At 27.1% G+C, this 19,219-nt stretch carries 18 protein-coding genes, 1 tRNA gene and 1 rRNA gene; 12 read left to right on the top strand and 8 right to left on the bottom strand.

The genetic code is table 11. The annotated features are described in order from the left end of the window. The 7 genes from H612_RS0103410 to dnaA all read right to left on the bottom strand — a co-directional run. Positions 1-232: ribosomal RNA gene (locus H612_RS0103410) — 16S ribosomal RNA — on the bottom strand; the annotation flags it as partial. Positions 233-344: 112 nt separating this feature from the next. Next, positions 345-418: transfer RNA gene (locus H612_RS0103405), tRNA-Gly, on the bottom strand. A 420-nt stretch (positions 419-838) separates the two neighbouring features. Next, positions 839-1,879 (bottom strand): LacI family DNA-binding transcriptional regulator, encoded by a 1,041-nt coding sequence (locus tag H612_RS0103400; protein WP_027130182.1) that lies wholly within the window; start codon positions 1,877-1,879, stop codon positions 839-841. 408 nt (positions 1,880-2,287) lie between these two features. Continuing rightward, complete coding sequence (locus H612_RS0103395) at positions 2,288-3,241, bottom strand: L-lactate dehydrogenase (protein WP_027130181.1); 954 nt, start codon at positions 3,239-3,241, stop codon at positions 2,288-2,290. A 498-nt stretch (positions 3,242-3,739) separates the two neighbouring features. Further along, on the bottom strand, positions 3,740-4,930 hold the full coding sequence (locus H612_RS0103390; RefSeq protein ID WP_027130180.1) for an MFS transporter: 1,191 nt from the start codon (positions 4,928-4,930) through the stop codon (positions 3,740-3,742). Between the two features lie 121 nt (positions 4,931-5,051). After that, positions 5,052-6,191 (bottom strand): DNA polymerase III subunit beta, encoded by a 1,140-nt coding sequence (gene dnaN / locus H612_RS0103385; RefSeq protein WP_027130179.1) that lies wholly within the window; start codon positions 6,189-6,191, stop codon positions 5,052-5,054. Positions 6,192-6,353: 162 nt separating this feature from the next. Continuing rightward, positions 6,354-7,838: a chromosomal replication initiator protein DnaA gene (gene dnaA / locus H612_RS0103380; RefSeq protein ID WP_027130178.1), complete on the bottom strand. Its 1,485-nt coding sequence runs from the start codon at positions 7,836-7,838 to the stop codon at positions 6,354-6,356. A gap of 560 nt (positions 7,839-8,398) precedes the next feature. Between dnaA and rpmH the strand changes: the two genes are divergently transcribed. From rpmH to H612_RS0103320, 12 genes are all read left to right on the top strand, one after another. Continuing rightward, a complete protein-coding gene (gene rpmH / locus H612_RS0103375) occupies positions 8,399-8,533 on the top strand; it encodes a 50S ribosomal protein L34 (RefSeq protein ID WP_003144116.1) in 135 nt (44 codons plus the stop codon). A gap of 149 nt (positions 8,534-8,682) precedes the next feature. Beyond that, complete coding sequence (rnpA, locus tag H612_RS0103370) at positions 8,683-9,030, top strand: ribonuclease P protein component (protein WP_027130177.1); 348 nt, start codon at positions 8,683-8,685, stop codon at positions 9,028-9,030. 2 nt (positions 9,031-9,032) lie between these two features. After that, complete coding sequence (jag, locus tag H612_RS0103365; RefSeq protein ID WP_027130176.1) at positions 9,033-9,863, top strand: RNA-binding cell elongation regulator Jag/EloR; 831 nt, start codon at positions 9,033-9,035, stop codon at positions 9,861-9,863. Positions 9,864-9,871: 8 nt separating this feature from the next. Beyond that, a complete protein-coding gene (locus H612_RS0103360; protein ID WP_027130175.1) occupies positions 9,872-10,249 on the top strand; it encodes a response regulator in 378 nt (125 codons plus the stop codon). A gap of 624 nt (positions 10,250-10,873) precedes the next feature. Next, positions 10,874-12,256 (top strand): tRNA uridine-5-carboxymethylaminomethyl(34) synthesis GTPase MnmE, encoded by a 1,383-nt coding sequence (gene mnmE / locus H612_RS0103355; protein WP_027130174.1) that lies wholly within the window; start codon positions 10,874-10,876, stop codon positions 12,254-12,256. Positions 12,257-12,384: 128 nt separating this feature from the next. Beyond that, positions 12,385-13,149, top strand: coding sequence for an exodeoxyribonuclease III (locus tag H612_RS0103350; protein ID WP_027130173.1), 765 nt, complete (start codon positions 12,385-12,387; stop codon positions 13,147-13,149). A 440-nt stretch (positions 13,150-13,589) separates the two neighbouring features. Further along, on the top strand, positions 13,590-14,405 hold the full coding sequence (locus tag H612_RS0103345) for an N-acyl homoserine lactonase family protein (RefSeq protein ID WP_027130172.1): 816 nt from the start codon (positions 13,590-13,592) through the stop codon (positions 14,403-14,405). Between the two features lie 22 nt (positions 14,406-14,427). Next, positions 14,428-14,997, top strand: coding sequence for an NAD-dependent epimerase/dehydratase family protein (locus H612_RS0103340; RefSeq protein WP_027130171.1), 570 nt, complete (start codon positions 14,428-14,430; stop codon positions 14,995-14,997). 4 nt (positions 14,998-15,001) lie between these two features. Then, a complete protein-coding gene (locus H612_RS0103335) occupies positions 15,002-15,454 on the top strand; it encodes an SRPBCC family protein (RefSeq protein ID WP_027130170.1) in 453 nt (150 codons plus the stop codon). Next, positions 15,455-15,919: an RrF2 family transcriptional regulator gene (locus tag H612_RS0103330; RefSeq protein WP_027130169.1), complete on the top strand. Its 465-nt coding sequence runs from the start codon at positions 15,455-15,457 to the stop codon at positions 15,917-15,919. A 426-nt stretch (positions 15,920-16,345) separates the two neighbouring features. Continuing rightward, complete coding sequence (locus H612_RS0103325) at positions 16,346-16,798, top strand: DUF3290 family protein (RefSeq protein ID WP_027130168.1); 453 nt, start codon at positions 16,346-16,348, stop codon at positions 16,796-16,798. Then, complete coding sequence (locus H612_RS0103320) at positions 16,798-17,430, top strand: DUF421 domain-containing protein (protein ID WP_027130167.1); 633 nt, start codon at positions 16,798-16,800, stop codon at positions 17,428-17,430. The genes H612_RS0103325 and H612_RS0103320 overlap by 1 nt, the downstream gene beginning before the upstream one ends. A 694-nt stretch (positions 17,431-18,124) precedes the next feature. Here H612_RS0103320 and H612_RS0103315 read toward each other — a convergent pair. Next, a complete protein-coding gene (locus H612_RS0103315) occupies positions 18,125-18,406 on the bottom strand; it encodes a GNAT family N-acetyltransferase (protein ID WP_027130166.1) in 282 nt (93 codons plus the stop codon). Positions 18,407-19,219 lie beyond the last annotated feature (813 nt).

Genomic DNA, 19,219 nt, shown 5'->3' with positions numbered 1-19,219 from the left:
CATAGTGTTAGCTTGACCAACTTTTAAATATTAACCATGCGGTTAATTCTGTTATCCGGTATTAGCTACAGTTTCCCGTAGTTGTCCCAGTCTATGAGGCAGGTTCTTTACGTGTTACTCACCCGTTCGCCGCTAAGTTATCTAGTGCAAGCACCAGATATCTTCGCTCGACTTGCATGTATTAGGCACGCCGCCAGCGTTCGTCCTGAGCCAGGATCAAACTCTCCAAATTATTTGTTAGCTTGATTTAGCTCTTAAAAAGTTTTATAGTTTCTTTTCTAAACTGTCCTTTTTGGAATTAACGTTGACTTAATTCGTTTAGTTTTCAATGTTCAAAAAAATAATGGAGCGGGTGATGAGAATCGAACTCACAACATCAGTTTGGAAGACTGAGGTTTTACCACTAAACTACACCCGCATTTTATAACGTTCATACTGAAAATGAACACTTTTACTATTCTAACATTTTCATTTCATTTTGTCAAGAACTTTTTTATTTTTTTCTTAACATTCTTTTTATAAAAATGTTTAATTGTTCGTCTTTCTTAATCAGAAGACTTTTATTATTCTATCATTTTTATTTCATTCTGTCAAGAATATTTTTCAACTTTTTTCAAAAAATATTAAATCAAATATTCTCAACAATATCCTTGTTTTAGTCATCTTTTAAGACTTTTCTATTCTATCATCTACTTTCTTTTATGTCAATACTAAAAATTAAAAAAATAAATTCAAAATGTTTTTTTTATCACTATATATAAATAATTACTCACATCTTGAATTTATTTTTTTTTTGATTAAATTTAATTTTTTCTTCTATAAAATATATTTAAATTTGTTATTTTGTTGTCTGTCTGTGAATTATTCTGTATGGTAAATACATTTCGTTTTCATGACCATTTAATTCATCTAATTCTTCGTTTTCATATGGTTCGCCTTTTCGTTTAGCTTTTTCTATATCTATAACTTTTGTTAAAATCCTCATAGAAACCGCACCTATATCGAAAATAGGTTGGAACACAGATGAAATTTTTGGTCTTGTCATATCTAATAATTTTGTATTTTCTAACGAAATTATTTCCAATTCATTTGGAATTTTCACTCCTGTATCCAACGCTTGATGCATTATTGCTAAAGCTACCTCGTCAAACATTGTAATTACAACATCAGATTCAATATTACTAACGGCTTTATAAATCCTATTACTCTCTTTATAGGTTCTATATCCATCTATTATTAAATTAGGTTTGAATTCTATATTCCCGTCAGCCAATGCTTCCTTATAACCTTTTATTATTCTTTGTGTTTTTTGTGATTCGTATTTATCGATTACTACAGTAATATTTTTTGAACCTTTTTCTATAAATTCTTTTGTTACGTCATATGCAGCTTTTTCATAATCTATGTTTACTGAATAAAACTCTGAATCTATTCCCAAGTTACCTGCTAAAACTACTGGTATTTGAATATCATGAAGGTAATTTTTCGAACTATCTGATAGAGAATGTCCTAAATATATAATCCCATCTACTTGTTTACTTATGAATGAATTAAAAATATTCTTTTCTATTTCTTTATCATCACAAGAATTTGCTAATATTATATTATATTTATACATATTAGCAACTGACTCTATTCCACTTACGATTTCTGCTGACGAAAGATCAGCTATATCTGGTAATATTATTCCTATTGTTGTAGTTTTTTTACTTGCAAGTCCACGAGCCACGGCGTTTGGGGTATATCTTAATTTTTTTATTACCTCTTGTACACGTAACCTTGTATCCTCTTTTACATTAGGATTATTATTCACAACTCTTGAAACAGTAGCCATTGATACTTTTGCTTCTTTTGCTACATCATAAATTGTTATTGTCATTGTATCTCTCCTTTGCTCGTATTTTTATATTATAAAATAAATTAAATAAAATAAAATAAATTTAAAAATTTTAAAACCTTTTCATCCGTCTATATTGTACCAAACTTTTATTTAAAAGTCTAGCATTTGAAAACAATCTTTAAAACAATTTTGAATTTTCAAAATCATCTTTTTATTTAGTGACTAAACGAAAAATTTTAAAATTCACTTTTTCTTTTATGAAGACTCCTACTTAGTTAAATAGCTAAAAGATTATAATTCTTATAAATTATTTAATCTTATCACAAAATAACTCTTGCTTAAAAAAATAAAAAGAGAATTAAATTTTCTTTAATTCTTTCCTTTTAGTTAGGACTGAATAGAAAATCTAACTCTCCCATATTTTTATTTAATTTTTAAAATTTAGTATTAGTTTTCTAATGAAGCATATGCATTTGCTAAAGTTTCTTTTAGAACTTCTGCAGAATGTTTCATCTTAGCTGCTTCTTCTTCATTTAATACTAATTCAACTACTTCACGAACACCTTCACGTCCGATAATAGCTGGTGTTCCGATGTATAATCCATCAATTCCATAGTGTCCATCACAGTATCCACTAACAGCAAGTTCTGTATTTTCATCACGCAAGATAGCTTTAACGATTGTGAATAGTGAAATACCGATAGCGTAGTAAGTAGCACGTTTACGATTAATTACTTCGTATGCAGCTCTCATAACTTTTTCTTCTACATCTGCGAAATCTTCTCTAGTGTAGTTAGAAGTTTCTAAGAATTTATCAAATTGTTTTCCATATACGTTAACATTACTCCAAGCAGCTAATTGAGTATCTCCGTGTTCTCCTATGATATAACCACGTACACTGTTTGGTGCAATATTTAATTTATCTCCTAACATGTAACGGAATCTTGATGTATCTAAAGTTGTACCAGATCCAACGATTTTATTTTTAGGGAATCCAGTGAATTTTTGTAACGCATTTGTCAACACGTCTACTGGGTTAGATGCAATAACGATAACTCCATCAAATCCTGATTTAACAATATTTTCAGACATTTCTTTAACAACTTTAATGTTTTTGTCTACTAAGTCAAGTCTTGTTTCACCTGGTTTTTGAGGAAGTCCTCCAGCGATAACAATAACATCAGCATCAGCACATTGTTCATATCCGCCTGATGTTACTTTAATAGGTGGTACTAAAGCTCCAGCATGGTTTAAGTCCATTGCTTCCCCTTCTGCTTTTTCTGCAAAGAAATCGATTAATCCTAATTCTTCACAAAGACCACTTGAATATAATTGATAAGCAAAGCTCATCCCAACCATTCCTGCACCTATTAAAACTACTTTTCTGTTTTTCGCTTTCATAAAAAAACCTCCATTAATTATTATAGTTATTAGATATTTTAAGTAATTATTTTTACTATAATTTATGAACTAAATATAAAAAACTAATTAAAATATTTTCGTTCATGTCACTTTGAATTATATCACAGTTTTTGTAAAAAAGAAAGTGTTTTTATAGGGTTTAATTTAAGATTAAATTAATTATTTTCTTTTAATTTAAATATATTTTGAAAGTGTTAACTATAATTTTATTAAATAAAATAAAAGCGTTTTACAAATATTTATATTAATTTATTTTGTTAAAAGATAGTTTTTAGTGGTTTTTTATTTTTTATTTTTTGAAATAAAAATAAATATAATATTTATTTTTTTTAATAAATATTTTTTTATAAATATTTCCTCAAAAATTTAACACAAAATATAAAATTAGATTCTAATGATAAAGATATAATTTTCAAAACTACATTCAAAATGTAAAAAAAGATTTTGTATTATATAACAAAACCTTTTTTAACTTTATTAATCTTCTATAATGTTTCCTTTAGAACTACAATGCATCAATGTTAAAAATAAAACAACGGCTGTCGCTATTAGTAAATATAAAGCTGTATCCCAATTTGATATATCTCTTATATAACCTAAAAGTGGCGGAAAAATAGCTGCTAATAGATAACCACCAGATTGAGCTAAACCTGAAATGTTTGCTGCCTCACTTTCATTTTTTGACTTAGCTGAAAATAAATACATAACATAAGAAAATGAACCGCCACCTGCTAGTGCAAAAATTATTATAAATATCGCCATTGCAATAAAATTAGCATCTATATTCAACATACCGACTAACGAAATAACATAACCTGCCGTAATAACTACAGGAATAATTAATTTATTTTTTAACTTGTCCGCAAAAATAGGTACTAAAAATGTAGATGGAAATTGTGCGAATTGGCTTATTGATAATAATACCCCTGCTGCTTCTGGAGAAAAACCTTTACTTACCATAATTTCTGAAAACCATGAAACACTACAATAAAATAAAGCAGATTGAAGGCCCATACTTAATACAATAGTCCACATTTTTGAACTTTTGAAATAATTAAAGATGCCCTGTTTTTTTTCGGAAATTTTTCCTACGCTATTATTTTTAGAAATAACAGCATAAATGAATATGTTTATTACCGCTATTACAATCCAAATATTAACTGCAAGAGCAGTAGAAAAACTTTTTCCTCCTATATTAGAATTCGATATAGGATAACTTATTCCTGCGGCAATAGAAGAACTTATCGTCATAATTACAGCATAAAAACCCGTCATAATTCCCAATTTTTCAGGAAAATATTTTTTCGCAATACTAGGTAACAGAACATTACCAGCAGTAATTCCTATCCCTATCAAAAAAGTAGCAAAAAAGAAAATATAAGTATTTATATAAAATCTAATAGCTAATCCTACTGAAATAATAACAGCAGCATAAACAATAGTTTTCTCTAATCCTATCTTATTTGAAAATTTTGTAACAAAAGGACTAAACAAAGCAAAAGCAATAAGAGGAATAGTCGTAATAAGTCCAAATGTCGTATTATTGATACTTAAAATACTTTTTAAAGGACCTGAAATTGCCCCTACAGAAGTTATAGGTGTTCTAAGGAGCATTCCTAAAAAAACAACACCTAACAAAATAATAAACTTATTTGTTTTATTTTTCATAATTTAACCTTTCTTTTTTTATTATTAAACTCACAAAAAAGGAAATGGTAATTGTTGAATAAAAAATTTCAAATTTTTCCATCTCCTTTAATTGTTTTTTTAACTTATTAAAAATCTTTTATTAATAAGTTCTTACAGGAAGAATAAGTTCAATAATATCTCTATGATAATCACTTGGTTGAACTATAAATGCAGTTAGTTCACCTGAAAATTTAATAATTATTTCCTCAGATGCAATAGCACTTACAGCGTCTTTTAAATATTTTCCAGAAACAGAGATCTCAAATTTATCTTCTTCTAAAGTAGAATTAACTCTGATTTCTTCAATAGCACTTCCAAACTCTTTAGATTGAGAAGAAATTTCAAGAACTCCCTCTTTTAAAACTAGTTTTATAATATCATCCTTATCCTCACGACTCATAAGTGAAACTCTATCAACCGCATTAAAAAATTCTCTACTATTAGCAGTAAAAGAACATTCAAAAATAGTAGGTATAAGTTTGTTAGTATTAGGATAATTTCCACTTATTAACAAAACAGTATAAACTACATTTTGATAGTATAAAACTATTCTATTATTTTCATAAAAAATTTCAACTTCATCATTACCTTGCTCAATCATTCTCTGGAAATAAAGAAGAGCCTTTCTTGGTATAATTAAATTAAATTCTTTTTCATTATCCTCATCATTAAGGACAAGTTGCCTTCTACTTAAACGATAAGAATCAGTAGCTGTAGCTGTTAAAAATTTATTTCTAAGAGTAAAATTAACTCCCTCTAAAATAGGTCTTTGATCATTAGGTGCTGTACAAAAAACAGTTTCTTTTATAATATCATTAAAAACCTTTGCATCTAATCTTAAACTATATTCTTTAGAAATAGTAGGAAATTCAGGATAATCTTCTGCATCATAACCTTTTATATTAAATTCACTCTTACCAGAACGAACTAAAATATTATTATTTATAGTTTCTATTTCTATAAGATCAGTAGGAGCTTTTCTTATAATCTCTATAAAATTACGAGAAGGTAATACTACTTGACCTGTTTCTAAAATAGTTATAATTTCCTTATCATCTTCAAAAGCATTTATAACAAATTCTACTGAAACTAAAGAATCACTAGTTTTTAAAATAAGTTTATCTTGAAACAACTCTATCTTAATTCCTTTTAGTATCTCAAAAAGAGAATTAGGAGCAATTACTCTTGCAACGTGATTAAGTCCATCAAGAAAATTTGATTTTTGGATAGTAAATTTCATTTTTTCTCCTTTATATAATATATATTTAATATAATAGTAATAATAAGCCCTGTAAAAACTGTGGAAAACCAAGAAAACTGGCTAAATATACTAAATTCACCTTGTTAATAACTTGTTAGAAAATAAAAGAAAAACTTTTATTTTTTTAACAGTCTATTTTTTTTAAATTTTCCCTAGTTTTTCTTTTATTATTTCTATATTTTCGAAAATATCAGGAAAATCATCTTTACTTAATTTAGCAATTTTGTTAAATGAGTAAAGTATAGAAGTATGATCTTTATTAAAATGTTCACCTATAGCAGGAAAAGAAAGATTAGTAAGTTCTCTACATAAATATATAGCTATATTACGTGCTTGAACAACTTCTTTTTTTCTATTAGAAGAGAGCATATCATCTACTTTTATTCTATAGAAATCAGAACAAACATTAATAATATTTTCAGGTAAAATATTTTTACGTGGAGATGTTCTGACATCTTTAAGAATTTTTTCAGCAATAGCCAGAGAAGGTTTTTCATGATTAGTAGCGGATATAAATTTAATACGTTTAAGAACACCCTCTAATTCTCTGATATTAGAAGAAACATTATTAGAAATATAAGTAAGTGTTTCTTCATCAAGTTCTATATTAAACTGTCCACATTTGTACTTCAAAATAGCCATACGAGTTTCAAAGTCAGGAGGAGTTATATCATTTTTCATCCCTTGTTCAAAACGAGTAACAAGTCTGTCTTCAAGATCATTAAGTTGAGAAGGAGCTCTATCACTGATAAGAACAATTTGTTTTTGATTCATCTGCAAATCGTTAAAAGTGTGGAAAAATGCATTTTGTGTTTCTGTTTTTCCAGATAAAAATTGAATGTCATCAATTAATAAAGCATCAACGTCTCGATATTTACGTCTGAAATCTTCGTCAGCACTATCATTTTTATTATTTTTAGGTTTAATAGAAGCTAAAAATTCATTTAAGAATTTCTCAGAAGAAATACATTCTATTTTGAAGTCAGGAAAATTTGCCTCCATTTCATTACCAATAGCATGAAGAAGATGGGTTTTACCAAGACCAACCCCACCATAAATAAAAAGAGGATTATAAATTCCGCCGGGGCTATCAGCAACAGCATAAGCAACAGCGTGAGCATACCTATTACCATCACCTACGACAAAATTATCAAAAGTATAATTTTTATTAAGTGTTGGATTTTTCTTGCTATTGGAAATATTTTTATTAGGAACAGGTTTTTTATAATCTTCTAGAGGAAAACTTTGTTTCTGATAAAAATGCTGAGCACCTGAGGGTTTATCGCCTTGAAGAAAATTTTGTTTAATTAATTCTTCTGCTGGAATAGAATTTTCTTTTGTTTGATTTTTTGTAGGTAAAGGAAAATTATTATCTAAAGAATCATACTCAATATTAAAATCAAAGCCAGTATTTTTTTTCAAAATAGCTTTTAATTTATCATCATAAGCTCCTTTAAGATATTGTGAGACTAGAACTTCTTTGCTTGTGATTATTACGTTTTTATTAACAAAATCAACTTTATCAATAGAAGCACCTAAAAACCAAGTTTCAAAAACTTCTGGAGATAATCCTTCAGCTTTTAGATCTCTAAGAATAATTTCCCATAAAAAATTAGAATTACTCAAAATATCCCTCCTTAAAAATGTACACTAAATTATAACATAAAAAAAGAGATAAAACAAAAGAAAAAATAAAGTTATTAACACCTGTGAAAAAACTTTTAATAACTCTTAATAAAATATAATTAAAATCTGTGAAAAACCCAATTTTTTAAAAGAAGGAATAAAGTTATTAAGAAAAATTAATAAGTTATTAACAATATAAAATGTTTAAATAAAAAGGAATCTATAATTTTTCACACTAATTTCACAGGTGTTAATAAATAAGAAGATGATTTTTGTTAATTCTGTTAATAAATTGTTGATATGTAGTTAAAAAATAGATAGTATTTTTTACTTTTTAAAGAGTTTTCAACAAAATTATTAAAAATTTTGTTGATTTTCTTTAGTTATTAACAGTAAAGAAAAAGAGTAAAATTATTTCTTAAGTATCAAAAAACAAAAATAGAAAATATTAAATTTTTGATAAAAGCTATTTTTTTCTTGATAAATTAGCTTATATATGTTAAACTATATCAGTTATTACATCTATCTAAAGAAAAAAAGGAAAACTCGAGGAGGTTAAGATGAAACGTACGTATCAACCAAATAAAAGAAAACATTCAAAAGTACACGGATTTAGAGCTAGAATGAGCACTAAAAACGGAAGAAATGTATTAGCAAGACGTAGAGCAAAAGGAAGAAAAGTTCTTTCAGCTTAATAGTTTTGCATTAGAACATCGCTTAGGCGGTGTTCTTTTTTTTGATATTAACTAAAAAATAAAAATTTCATATTTTTAGTTAATATATAAAGATAGTTGTAAAAAGTGTAAGAAACTGCTAAAATATTAATGATAAGAAAGGGTTTAGGATGAAAAAAGAATATAGAATAAAAAAGAGTCAAGATTTTGATAAGATTATAAAAAAAAGGCAATCTTTTGCTAACAGGCAGTTTGTTATTTATTATGAAAAAAATAATTTAGAGCATATGAGATTAGGTATTTCCGTTAGTAAAAAATTAGGAAAAGCATATGAACGAAATAAATTAAAAAGGTATGTTAGAGAAAGCTTTAAAACAAGAAAAGATTTTGTGAAAAATTATGATATAATAGTTATTGTTAGAGCAGGAGCTAAAGAGTTACCATTTTTAGAATTTGGAAATTCTTTGGATCATGTATTAAAAAATTCAAAACTTATAATAAAAGAGAAGAGGGTTTAAAAATGAAAAAAGATTTTATTTATAAAGCGGGTAGTGTAGATGAAGCTATAAAAAACGGTTTGGCAGATTTGTCACTAACAGAGGAAAAAGTTAAAATAGAAGTTTTAGATGGTGGAAGCAGCGGATTTTTGGGATTATTTAAAAAAGAAGCTAAGGTAAAATTAATTCCACTGGATTATGATTTTGAAAAAATTGAAAAAACTGTTGTTGAAGAAGTAAAGCAAAAAAATATTAAAAAAGATGAAGTTTCAGAAAGAAAAAATGTTGCTAAAGCAGCAGATTTAGAAGAGAACGATATTCAAAAAGAAATTGCTACTGAAGAAAAAACAGATGTTGCTCAGTTAGAAGATAAAAAAGAAAAAAGGGAAGACTATATTGTAAAAAATAAAGATAGTATAGTTAAGTATCTGAAAAACATTGTAATTGCTATGGGATATAAAGATGCAGATGTCGAATTTATAGAAGAAGGAAACAGGCATTTTACTCTAAATATAAAAACAGAAGAAAATACTAGTTTAATTATAGGAAAAAGAGGAAATACACTAAATAGCTTGCAATTTTTGGTAAATAATTACGCTAAAAAATTTAGTTCGCACTTCTTTAGAATAGAGGTAGATTGTGATGATTATAGAGAAACTCGTAAGAAAACATTAGAAGAATTAGCTTTAAATTTGGCAAAAAAATCTAAAAAAATAGGAAAACCGGTAGAGTTAGAGCCTATGACTAGTGTTGAGAGAAAGATTATGCACAATGCTTTAACAGGAATAAAAAATGTTGAGACAGAATCTTGTGGTGAAGAACCACATAGATATCTAGTAATTACCGCGAAATAGGAGAGATAATGAAGACTGTATTAATAGTTGATGATAGTTCTTATTATAGAAATCGTGCAGCTTCTCTTATGGATGAAGCTGGTTATGAGTATTATTTTGCTGAAAATGGAAAAGAGGCTTTAGAAATTTATTCTAAGGTTAAACCTGATTTTGTTACTATGGATATTTGTATGCCGATTATGGATGGTTTAGAGGCAACAAAACGAATTTGTTCTTTATACCCTGAAGCAAAGATTTTAATTTGTAGTAGTGTTGGGAATGTACCTGTTTACAGAAGAGAAGCCTTTAAAAATGGAGCAAGTGGTGTTTTATCAAAGGAATTTGATATAGATGAATTAAATTTTGTTGTTTCGGAATTGAAAATTTTGAAAGATAGTGAGAATTAAATATTTTCAAGAGAAGGAAAAGAAAAATAGTTATGATAGAGTACGAAAAGATAAACTAAAAATAAGGAAAAAAAAGTCGATAAAGTTTTTTCAGATTATCCATTTGTAATATTTTTTCGTACTTTATATTATTTAACAACATGATAATTAAGAAAAAGGAGAAAAGCCCATCATTTGATGAGCCCTATTATGAAAAAAATATTATTAAGTTTTGTTCTGACTATAATTATATTACTGGTACTTTAGATAAAGTTAAAGTTACAACTAAAGTTAAATTAAAATATTTATTTAGTTTAATTTTAAGAAAAATAAAAAGTATTTAAGTAAATTTTTGTGTATTTAATATAAATATGGATATAGTAAGGTATGGGCGGGATAAGAGTTGGTTCCACCTCGCTTTAATTTTAGATAATAAAAATGAATTTTGTATAGATGGAGATTTGTTTTAAGAGGTTATAATACTTTTTTTTAAAACGAATAAGAATTTAATTTTTATAAATGTTTTTTTTTTGAAAATTATTATCTACAAAATTTTTAAGAAGAACTAGTTAGAAAAATCTAATTTGAAATTTATAAATTAGATTTTTAATCAAGTCTATTTGATGTTGAAAGGAAGAATAAAGAATGAGTGAAACAATTTGTGCAATATCAACAGCACTTGGTGAAGGTGCGATTGGAATTGTAAGATTAAGTGGAAAAGAAGCGTTTGGTATTGCAGAGAAGATAGTAAAATTACCTAAAGGAAAAACAGTAAAGGATTTACCTACACATACGATAAATTATGGAAATGTTATCGATCCTATAACTGGAGAAAAAATCGAAGAAATTATGCTTGTGAAAATGATAGGTCCTAGGACTTACACAACAGAGGATGTAGTAGAAATAAATTGTCATGGAGGAATAGTTACTATCCAGAAAGTTTTAGCTTTATGTTTAGAACATGGGGCAAGGTTAGCTGAACCAGGAGAATTTACTAAAAGAGCATTTTTAAATGGACGTATTGATTTGACTCAAGCTGAAGCAGTGATTGATTTTATAAAGAGTAAAACAGATGAAGCTAGCATGATTGCTAATAATCAAATGCAAGGTAGATTATCAAATTTGATAAAAAAATTGAGAAAAGAGATTTTAGATATATTAGCTGTTGTGGAGGTAAATATAGATTATCCTGAATATGATGACCTTGAGATAGAGACTACCAAAACTATCTTAGAAAAATCAACAAATATTAAGCGTAGTTTAGAAAATTTATTAGAAACTTCTAAACAAGGGAAAATAATAAAAGATGGGATTAATACAGCTATTATAGGACGTCCAAATGTAGGGAAAAGTTCATTGTTAAATAATTTATTACAAGAAAATAAAGCGATAGTTACAGATATTGCTGGAACGACTCGAGATGTATTGGAAGAATATGTTAATATAAAAGGTGTACCGATAAAATTAATAGATACTGCAGGAATTCGTGAAACTGATGATGTCGTTGAACGAATAGGTGTAGAACGAAGTAAAGAAGCTCTAGAAAAAGCAGATTTAGTTTTGTTTTTACTAAATAGTAACGAAGAACTAACAGAAGATGATAAAGAATTGTTAAAATTAACAGAAAATAAAACTACGATAGTAATATTGAATAAACTAGACTTAGAAACAAAGATAGATATGAAAGAAGTGGAAAAATTAACATATAATCATCCGGTTATAAAGACTTCAATGACAACTTACAAAGGAATTGATGAATTAGAAAAAAATATTAGAGATTTATTTTTCGGAGGAGTTGCAAAACCAAAAGATGCAACATATTTATCAAACACTCGTCAAATAAACTTAATAAAAAAAGCTTTAATAAGCCTAAATGAAGCCATAGGAGCAGCGGAAATTGGTTTAGAAGTTGATATGATTCTTATAGATTATACAACTACATTTAATTTATTAGGGGAAGTAATTGGAGAAAACTCTGGTGATGAATTAATCAATGAATTATTCAGCAGATTTTGTTTAGGAAAATAAAATGTTTCATAAGAAACAATATAAAAATGAAAAAATAAATTTAAATAGTTACTTTAATTTTATATATATACATAATTAAAGAAAATGATATAAAAAGAGATGAGTTAAAAAGAAAGTGAGGTAAATAGATGAAGTGTATAAGTTTTAATGTTAATGGACTTCGAGCAATAGTAAATAAAAATTTTGAAGAAGATTTTAAAAATTTTGATGCAGATTTTTTCTGTTTACAGGAAACAAAAATGCAAGAAGGACAATTAGATTTAAAATTTGAAGGATATTATAGTTATTTTAATTATGCTGAGCGAAAAGGATATTCAGGAACGGCAATTTATACAAAACACAGACCACTAAATGTAACGTATGGAATAGGATTAGAAGAACATGATACAGAAGGAAGAGTAATTACATTAGAATATGATAAATTTTTCTTTATAACAGTTTATACTCCAAATTCAGGAAGTGAATTAAAAAGATTAGAATATAGAATGAAATGGGAAAAAGACTTTAAAAATTACCTTTTAGAGCTAAATAAGAACAAAGGAGTAGTGGTTTGTGGTGATTTAAATGTAGCACACACAGAAATAGATTTAAAAAAACCTAAAACTAATACTAAGAATGCAGGATTCACAAAAGAGGAAAGAGAAAAATTTAGTGAACTTTTAGAAGCAGGTTTTATAGATACTTTTAGATATTTTAATCCTGAAGTAACAGGAGTATATTCATGGTGGAGCTATCGATTTAATGCAAGAAAAAACAATGCAGGTTGGAGAATAGACTATTTTCTAGTAAGCCGCAATCTTGAAAATTACCTAGAAGATGCAAAAATTCATAATGATATTTTTGGTAGTGATCACTGCCCTGTTGAAGTCGTATTAAGTAATAATTTATTATAAAGGATATAATTTTTGTGGAATTATTACTTAATTGATATATTATCTTTTTAATAAAAAATACAAAAAGGAAATTGTTTTAGTTATCTAGAATGATTTCCTTTTTATATATAGCAATTAGTTATTTTTTGATTAATTAACTGCAATATGAATACTGATATTATTGTACGAAGTAAAAAGCAGTTAAGGGAATATTCATATAACAAGGATAAAAAACATACTAGTAAAGCAGTTCTAATTAATATTTCTCGTTGTGTATAAATTCGAAAAAACATGCTAAAAATCTAAACGAAATATATTTTTTAATTTTTTTTCGAAAAACTATTGACTTTTTTTATCCTAAGTTATATACTTATCTCAAGATAAAAAAAATCTTAAGAACACAATTTCTTTGTTCAAATATTTAATAAAGAAATAAATAACAAATCTTAGAAAGGCAACTTATGACAGAAATAAAAATTCAACATTTTAAAACTGGTATGGTTGAAGTAGATAAAGCACTACTCTATCATCAAGAATCAGCAAATCCTATCGCATATACTGGATTATTTAGAAGTTCTAAGCATAGGGTATTAATACCGGTATCATCATATTTGATTGAACATCCCAAAGGGAGAGTTTTGATAGACACAGGTTGGAGCAAGGCTGTTCGAAAGGAAGCTCGGAAACATTTAGGGTATCGTCTATTTTTTAGCAAACCATATCTTCCGGAGGGGTGGGCAATAGATGAAAGATTATCTGCATTAGGTTTATCTGAAAAAGACATTGACTACCTACTTTTATCTCACTTGGATTTGGATCATGTTGGTGGTTTAGAACATGTTAAAAATGTGGAAAAAATCTTAGTAAATCAGACAGAATGGGAATCAGCTAAAAAAGATAAAATCCGCTATATGTCTTCCCTTTGGCAAGGGGTTGAATTTACAAAGTTTAAAACAGATACTTCACAGATATTTGGAAAAAAATCTTTAGATTTATTCGGAGATGATAGTGTTCATTTAGTTGAAACACCAGGACATAGCTTAGGTCTAACCAGTGTAGTAGTAAAAAATTCAAAAGGTGAATTTATTGTCCTAGCCTCGGATGTAGGTTATGCAGGCGATTCATTAGAAAAATTAAAAATTCCAGGGGTATTAGCGGATAAATCCGCAGCGGTTAGTTCATTAGTGTGGCTAAAGGACTTATCACAAAAAAATAATTGTAAAGGAATTTATTTTAATCACGATACAAACAAAAAAGATAGTATTATCATTTTATAAAAAAGAAAGAAGGTAAAAAATAATGACAAACGTAGTATTATTAGGTGGAAATGGATATATAGGAAGAAATGTAACAGAATCTTGGATGAAAAAAGATTCTAGTGCGGTATTTTATGTAGTGTCTCGTTCAGGAAAAAATGATTTAAATGATGATCGCATAAAAAATATAGCAGCAGATGTAACAAATTATGAAGAAGTAGCAAGTAAATTACCAGAAAAAATAGACTATATTGTAGATTTTGTTGGACGACCTGAAAGTGATGATGAAGCTTTTAAACAAGTAAATGATAAACCAGCAGAAGTCATGCTGCAAATAGCAAAAGCAAATCAAGTAAAAGCAATGGGGTTTATTGGTGATCTTTTAGGCCCTAAAAAATTCCTGGAAGGAAAAAAACGTATAGCAGAAAAATTGCGTGTCAGTGGTATTCGTACAGAAATTGTTGAGCCAACTGTTGTTTATGGAAATGGTCGTAGCGATGCTTTAGCTAAAATGATTCCTATATTCAAATGTTTAGGAATATTCATTAAAAATATGAAACCAGTTCAAGTGAGTGATGTAGCAGACGAGCTTGTTTCTAAAATGGTAAAGTAAGATAATGATAGAACGTGTAGAAATTACTCAAGAAATAAAAGCACCTACTCCACAAGTTTTCTCTTGGTTTTTTAAGTCAGAAAACTTTATAAAGTCCCCTATTGTCTTTAAGGCAGATTGGAGAAAAAAATCTAGTAAATGGATAAAAGGTTCACAACGTGATATTATTATGATAGCTGGTTGGTATTTTGAGGAAATAACAGATGTAAAAAAGGATATTTATATTCGTTATAAAGTAAATCGCTCTTTTCCAACTGTTCGCCAAGATTTTACAGAAATCGCCTTTAAAAAAATAGATGAAAAAACAACCAAGGTAACTTGGATAATTGAGATAGAAGTTCCAACACCTGTTGGGAAAAAATTAGCTAACCGTCTAGCAGGAAAAATGGCGAAAACATTATATAAAACTATTTTAACTGCTGGAAAAAAAGAGTTGGAAAAATCAATGGAGGAATAAATGAAATTAAATAAAAGTCTAGAGCAAGCAACATATGTTATTACAATGTTAGCTCTTCAAAAAGAACATAAGCCCATTAAAAGTCATATACTTAGTCAGGTATTACAAGTATCAGATTCATATTTAAAAAAAGTTTTGAATAAATTATCAAAAGCAGGATTGGTGTCATCAAACGCGAGTAAAATAGGAGGATACCAATTAGCAAAACCGGTAAATGATATTACATTAAAAGATATTTTTTTCGCTTTAGAAATTCATGCAGATGTTTTAGAGTTTAAACATATAGCGCATCAAGTTTATGAAGAAGAAGAACATGTTTATGAGGCTGAAAATAAAGTTAAAACAACATTAGAAAACGGATTAGAAGCTTTTTATAAAGAGTTAGAAACTTTAAAAATATCAGATTTACTTCAAAAAGATGTATATGAGAATGGCGTAATTGATTGGAACGATAAATATAGATAAAAAATAGTCATGTAAAAACAGAGTTTAATTAACAAAAAATTTAAGTGAATTTGAAAAAAAGAATTAGCAAAGGTTTATTAAAAATAAAAGATGTAGCATGTGAAAAAGGCAGCTAATTTAGCTGTCCTTTTTTGTGTTTAGTTTCTTTTAATAATTTTAAAAATTATTAAATATATATCGTTATTTTTAATAAAAAAATTTTTTGTTAATAAAACAATAAAAATATCTTTATTTATTTTTAGAAATATTAAAATCAATAAAATTTGTATAATAATAAAAATATTTTTGGTAATACATGATAAACAAAAATAATAAAACTTTGCTAAAACTAGGTGTTATTTTGAAAAAAATTAAAATAAATATGTACAAACAATAACTCTGGTATTAAAATGGTATAAAGTATATTAAGGAAAGGAATGTTATAAATTGAAATTTTATTCTTATAAATATCTACTAAGCAAGGTAGAACAAAGTAATATGATGGAATTTATATTAGGAGGAATACTGGTTTTATTTTTGATATTTTCTCTATTTAAATACTATCGAAATAAGCAAGATAGTAAATATAGAGAATTAGCAATAATTTTTATATTTGGAATATTTCTTTTAGTTGGTATAGAAGTTAGTAGTTATCAAAAATCAAGCATTTCAACAGATCAATATAAAAGTTCAGTAAAGTTCATAGAAAATATAGCTAATCATCTAAAAATCGATAAAGAGACGATATATATTAATAGTGAGGCGTCTATAGAAAATTCATTTGTAAAAATTGATGATGCTTATTATAGAGTTATAAGCAGTGGGAAAAAGGATGATTATTTGTTAGAAAAAATAGAATTAGTAGATCCTATAGTAGAAAAGGTGGAGGTTTTTAAATAATGCAGTTATCTTATGTGGAAATAGCAATAAAACTTGCTTTAGGATTAGTATCGCTAATATTAGTAATAAATATCTCAGGAAAAGGGAATTTGGCACCAACCTCAGCTAGCGATCAGGTACAAAATTATGTACTTGGAGGTATTATAGGAGGTGTAATTTATAGTCCATCAATTTCTATTTTGCAATATTTTAATATATTATTAATATGGATAATATTGGTGTTAGCTTTAAAATGGTTAAAAACTAATAGTTCACAATTTAAAAAAATAGTTGATGGACAACCGACAACCGTTATAAAAAATGGAAAGATAGATGTAGAAATAACTAGAAAAGCAGGATTAACAGCACAAGATATAGCCTTTAAATTACGTACGCAAGGAGTGTATAGTATAAAAAAGGTAAAACGAGCAGTTCTTGAACAAAATGGACAGTTAATAATTGTTCAACAAGGAGAAGAAAACCCAAAATATCCAGTAATAACTGATGGAACAATTCAACATAATACGTTGGAATCGATGGATAGAACGGAAGATTGGTTAAGAGAAACGTTAAAAGAAATGGGGTATGAAGATACATCAAAAATATTTTTAGCAGAATATGATAGCGGAGTACTACATATAGTGGAGTATTAATAAGTATGGCAGAAAAAATGTTTCATATAAAACAAAAATAAAAATAAATGAAAATTTAAAAAATAAATACAGAAAAATAAACAAAGAAATAATAAAAATATTTCTTTGTTTTTATGTTTATAGAATAAAAAAAGAAAAAGAAGGAGTTTTTAGTTAAGGATAATTTTTTATGATATTATTTACGAACTTTTTTGTGCTTAAAGATTCTTTATAAAATAAAAAATAGCTTAGCAAGATAGAAATCAGCTTTTAGCTATTCTAGACTGTTTGAGGAGGAGACTCGAAATTGTGAGTTAGGATGTACGCTAGAATTATAAATATTATGAAGAATTCTTTCGATGACTAGTAACAAATTTTCACACCGTAAATGTCTAAGATTTAAGTGAGTGTTGTTTTAAATGATTGATAAGATTTTTAAAGAGAAAAATAATGCGGAAAAATCTTATTGTTCAACTTATACAACGTAGTGTATGCAAAAGCAACTATAATCTTTTCTTTAAAATTATAGTTGCAATTTCTTAATAATTTTGTCGAGCCCCGCTACACAGTTTACTTATATATCAAAAAAGATTTTTGTAAAGTAAATTTTGATATCAATAAACTACTGCATATAGGTTATTTTGTGAGATTTTTAAAAATTTTCTTCCTCTTGAGTTGTTTCCAACAACCTGTCACTCTTTTTTTGTTTGGAAAGCTATTTTTCAGCATTTATAAAGTCGTAAGAAGAGTCCTCTTCGAATTTTTTTACGACATAAGAGCAAGTAGCTTTAATTTTTTTGTTTTGTTTATTCATATCATTAACAAGAGTATTTAATAGCTTTCCAGCAACGCCTTGACCTCGAAGTGATGAATCGACAAATGTATGATTAGCTTCAACGACATTTGGATCAGATGTAGAAGCATAAGTGATTTCGGCAATTAATTTCCCTTCCTCGTCGTATTTAGCAAAACCATTCTCAGTTTTAATAAATTCCATATTAACCTCCTCTACCAATTATTAAATATACTACATGATAATTTTAAAAATTGGTATATTGCTTTTTTCTTAATTATATCATTCTAAAAAAATAAGGTAAAGTGAGTAACTCAAAAATCGTAAATTACGTAGTATGTTAGAATTTTTAGTAATAATGTTATGAAGCAATTCTTCAGTAACTGCTGACGAATTTTCGGGCAAATTCTTTTAGATTAAAGTAGCTCTTGTTTAAGTATCCAGTAAGATTTTTTATAGTTTTATTCATTGGAGATCTTATAACTGTCTCGTACGAATAGTGTATGCACAGTTATCTCAAGAATTAATCTAGTGAAAGATTTGGAAGCAAGTGTTCGTGTTCTTAGGAAAAATTGGTTATTATTTTTTCTCCTTAATTTTGATGATTCTGAATGAAGTAAAAATTTTATAACGTAAAATTAAAATAACGTAAAAATTTCTAAAAATATTTTTTATAAAAAACGATAGTAAATTGAAATAATTTTATATTTTTATATTGTTTATTTTTATAGCGGGACGGAATTTAATATAAAATTTTTCAAAAAATTATTGACAAATAAAATAAATAGAGGTACAATTAGTTTAATTTAATAAAAAACGTTGAAAAGATAAGTAAATTAAAACGAGCTAGAACAGAGAGTTACTGGGTGGTGCGAAGTAATGCAGTAAGGATTAATTGAAAATGGTCTTAGAGTTTTGTTTATCTAATAGGTAGACACGTCTGTTGCACGATATAGCGCACAGTATAATTGTACTGGATAAGGTATTAATCGTAAGATTAGTATAAAGTAGAGTGGT

Origin of the sequence: Gemella cuniculi DSM 15828 (genome assembly GCF_000425665.1) — a bacterium.
Lineage (GTDB): Bacteria > Bacillota > Bacilli > Staphylococcales > Gemellaceae > Gemella > Gemella cuniculi.
The sequence above is the reverse complement of the archived record's forward strand: the minus strand, read 5'-3'. Positions and strand labels throughout refer to the sequence as shown.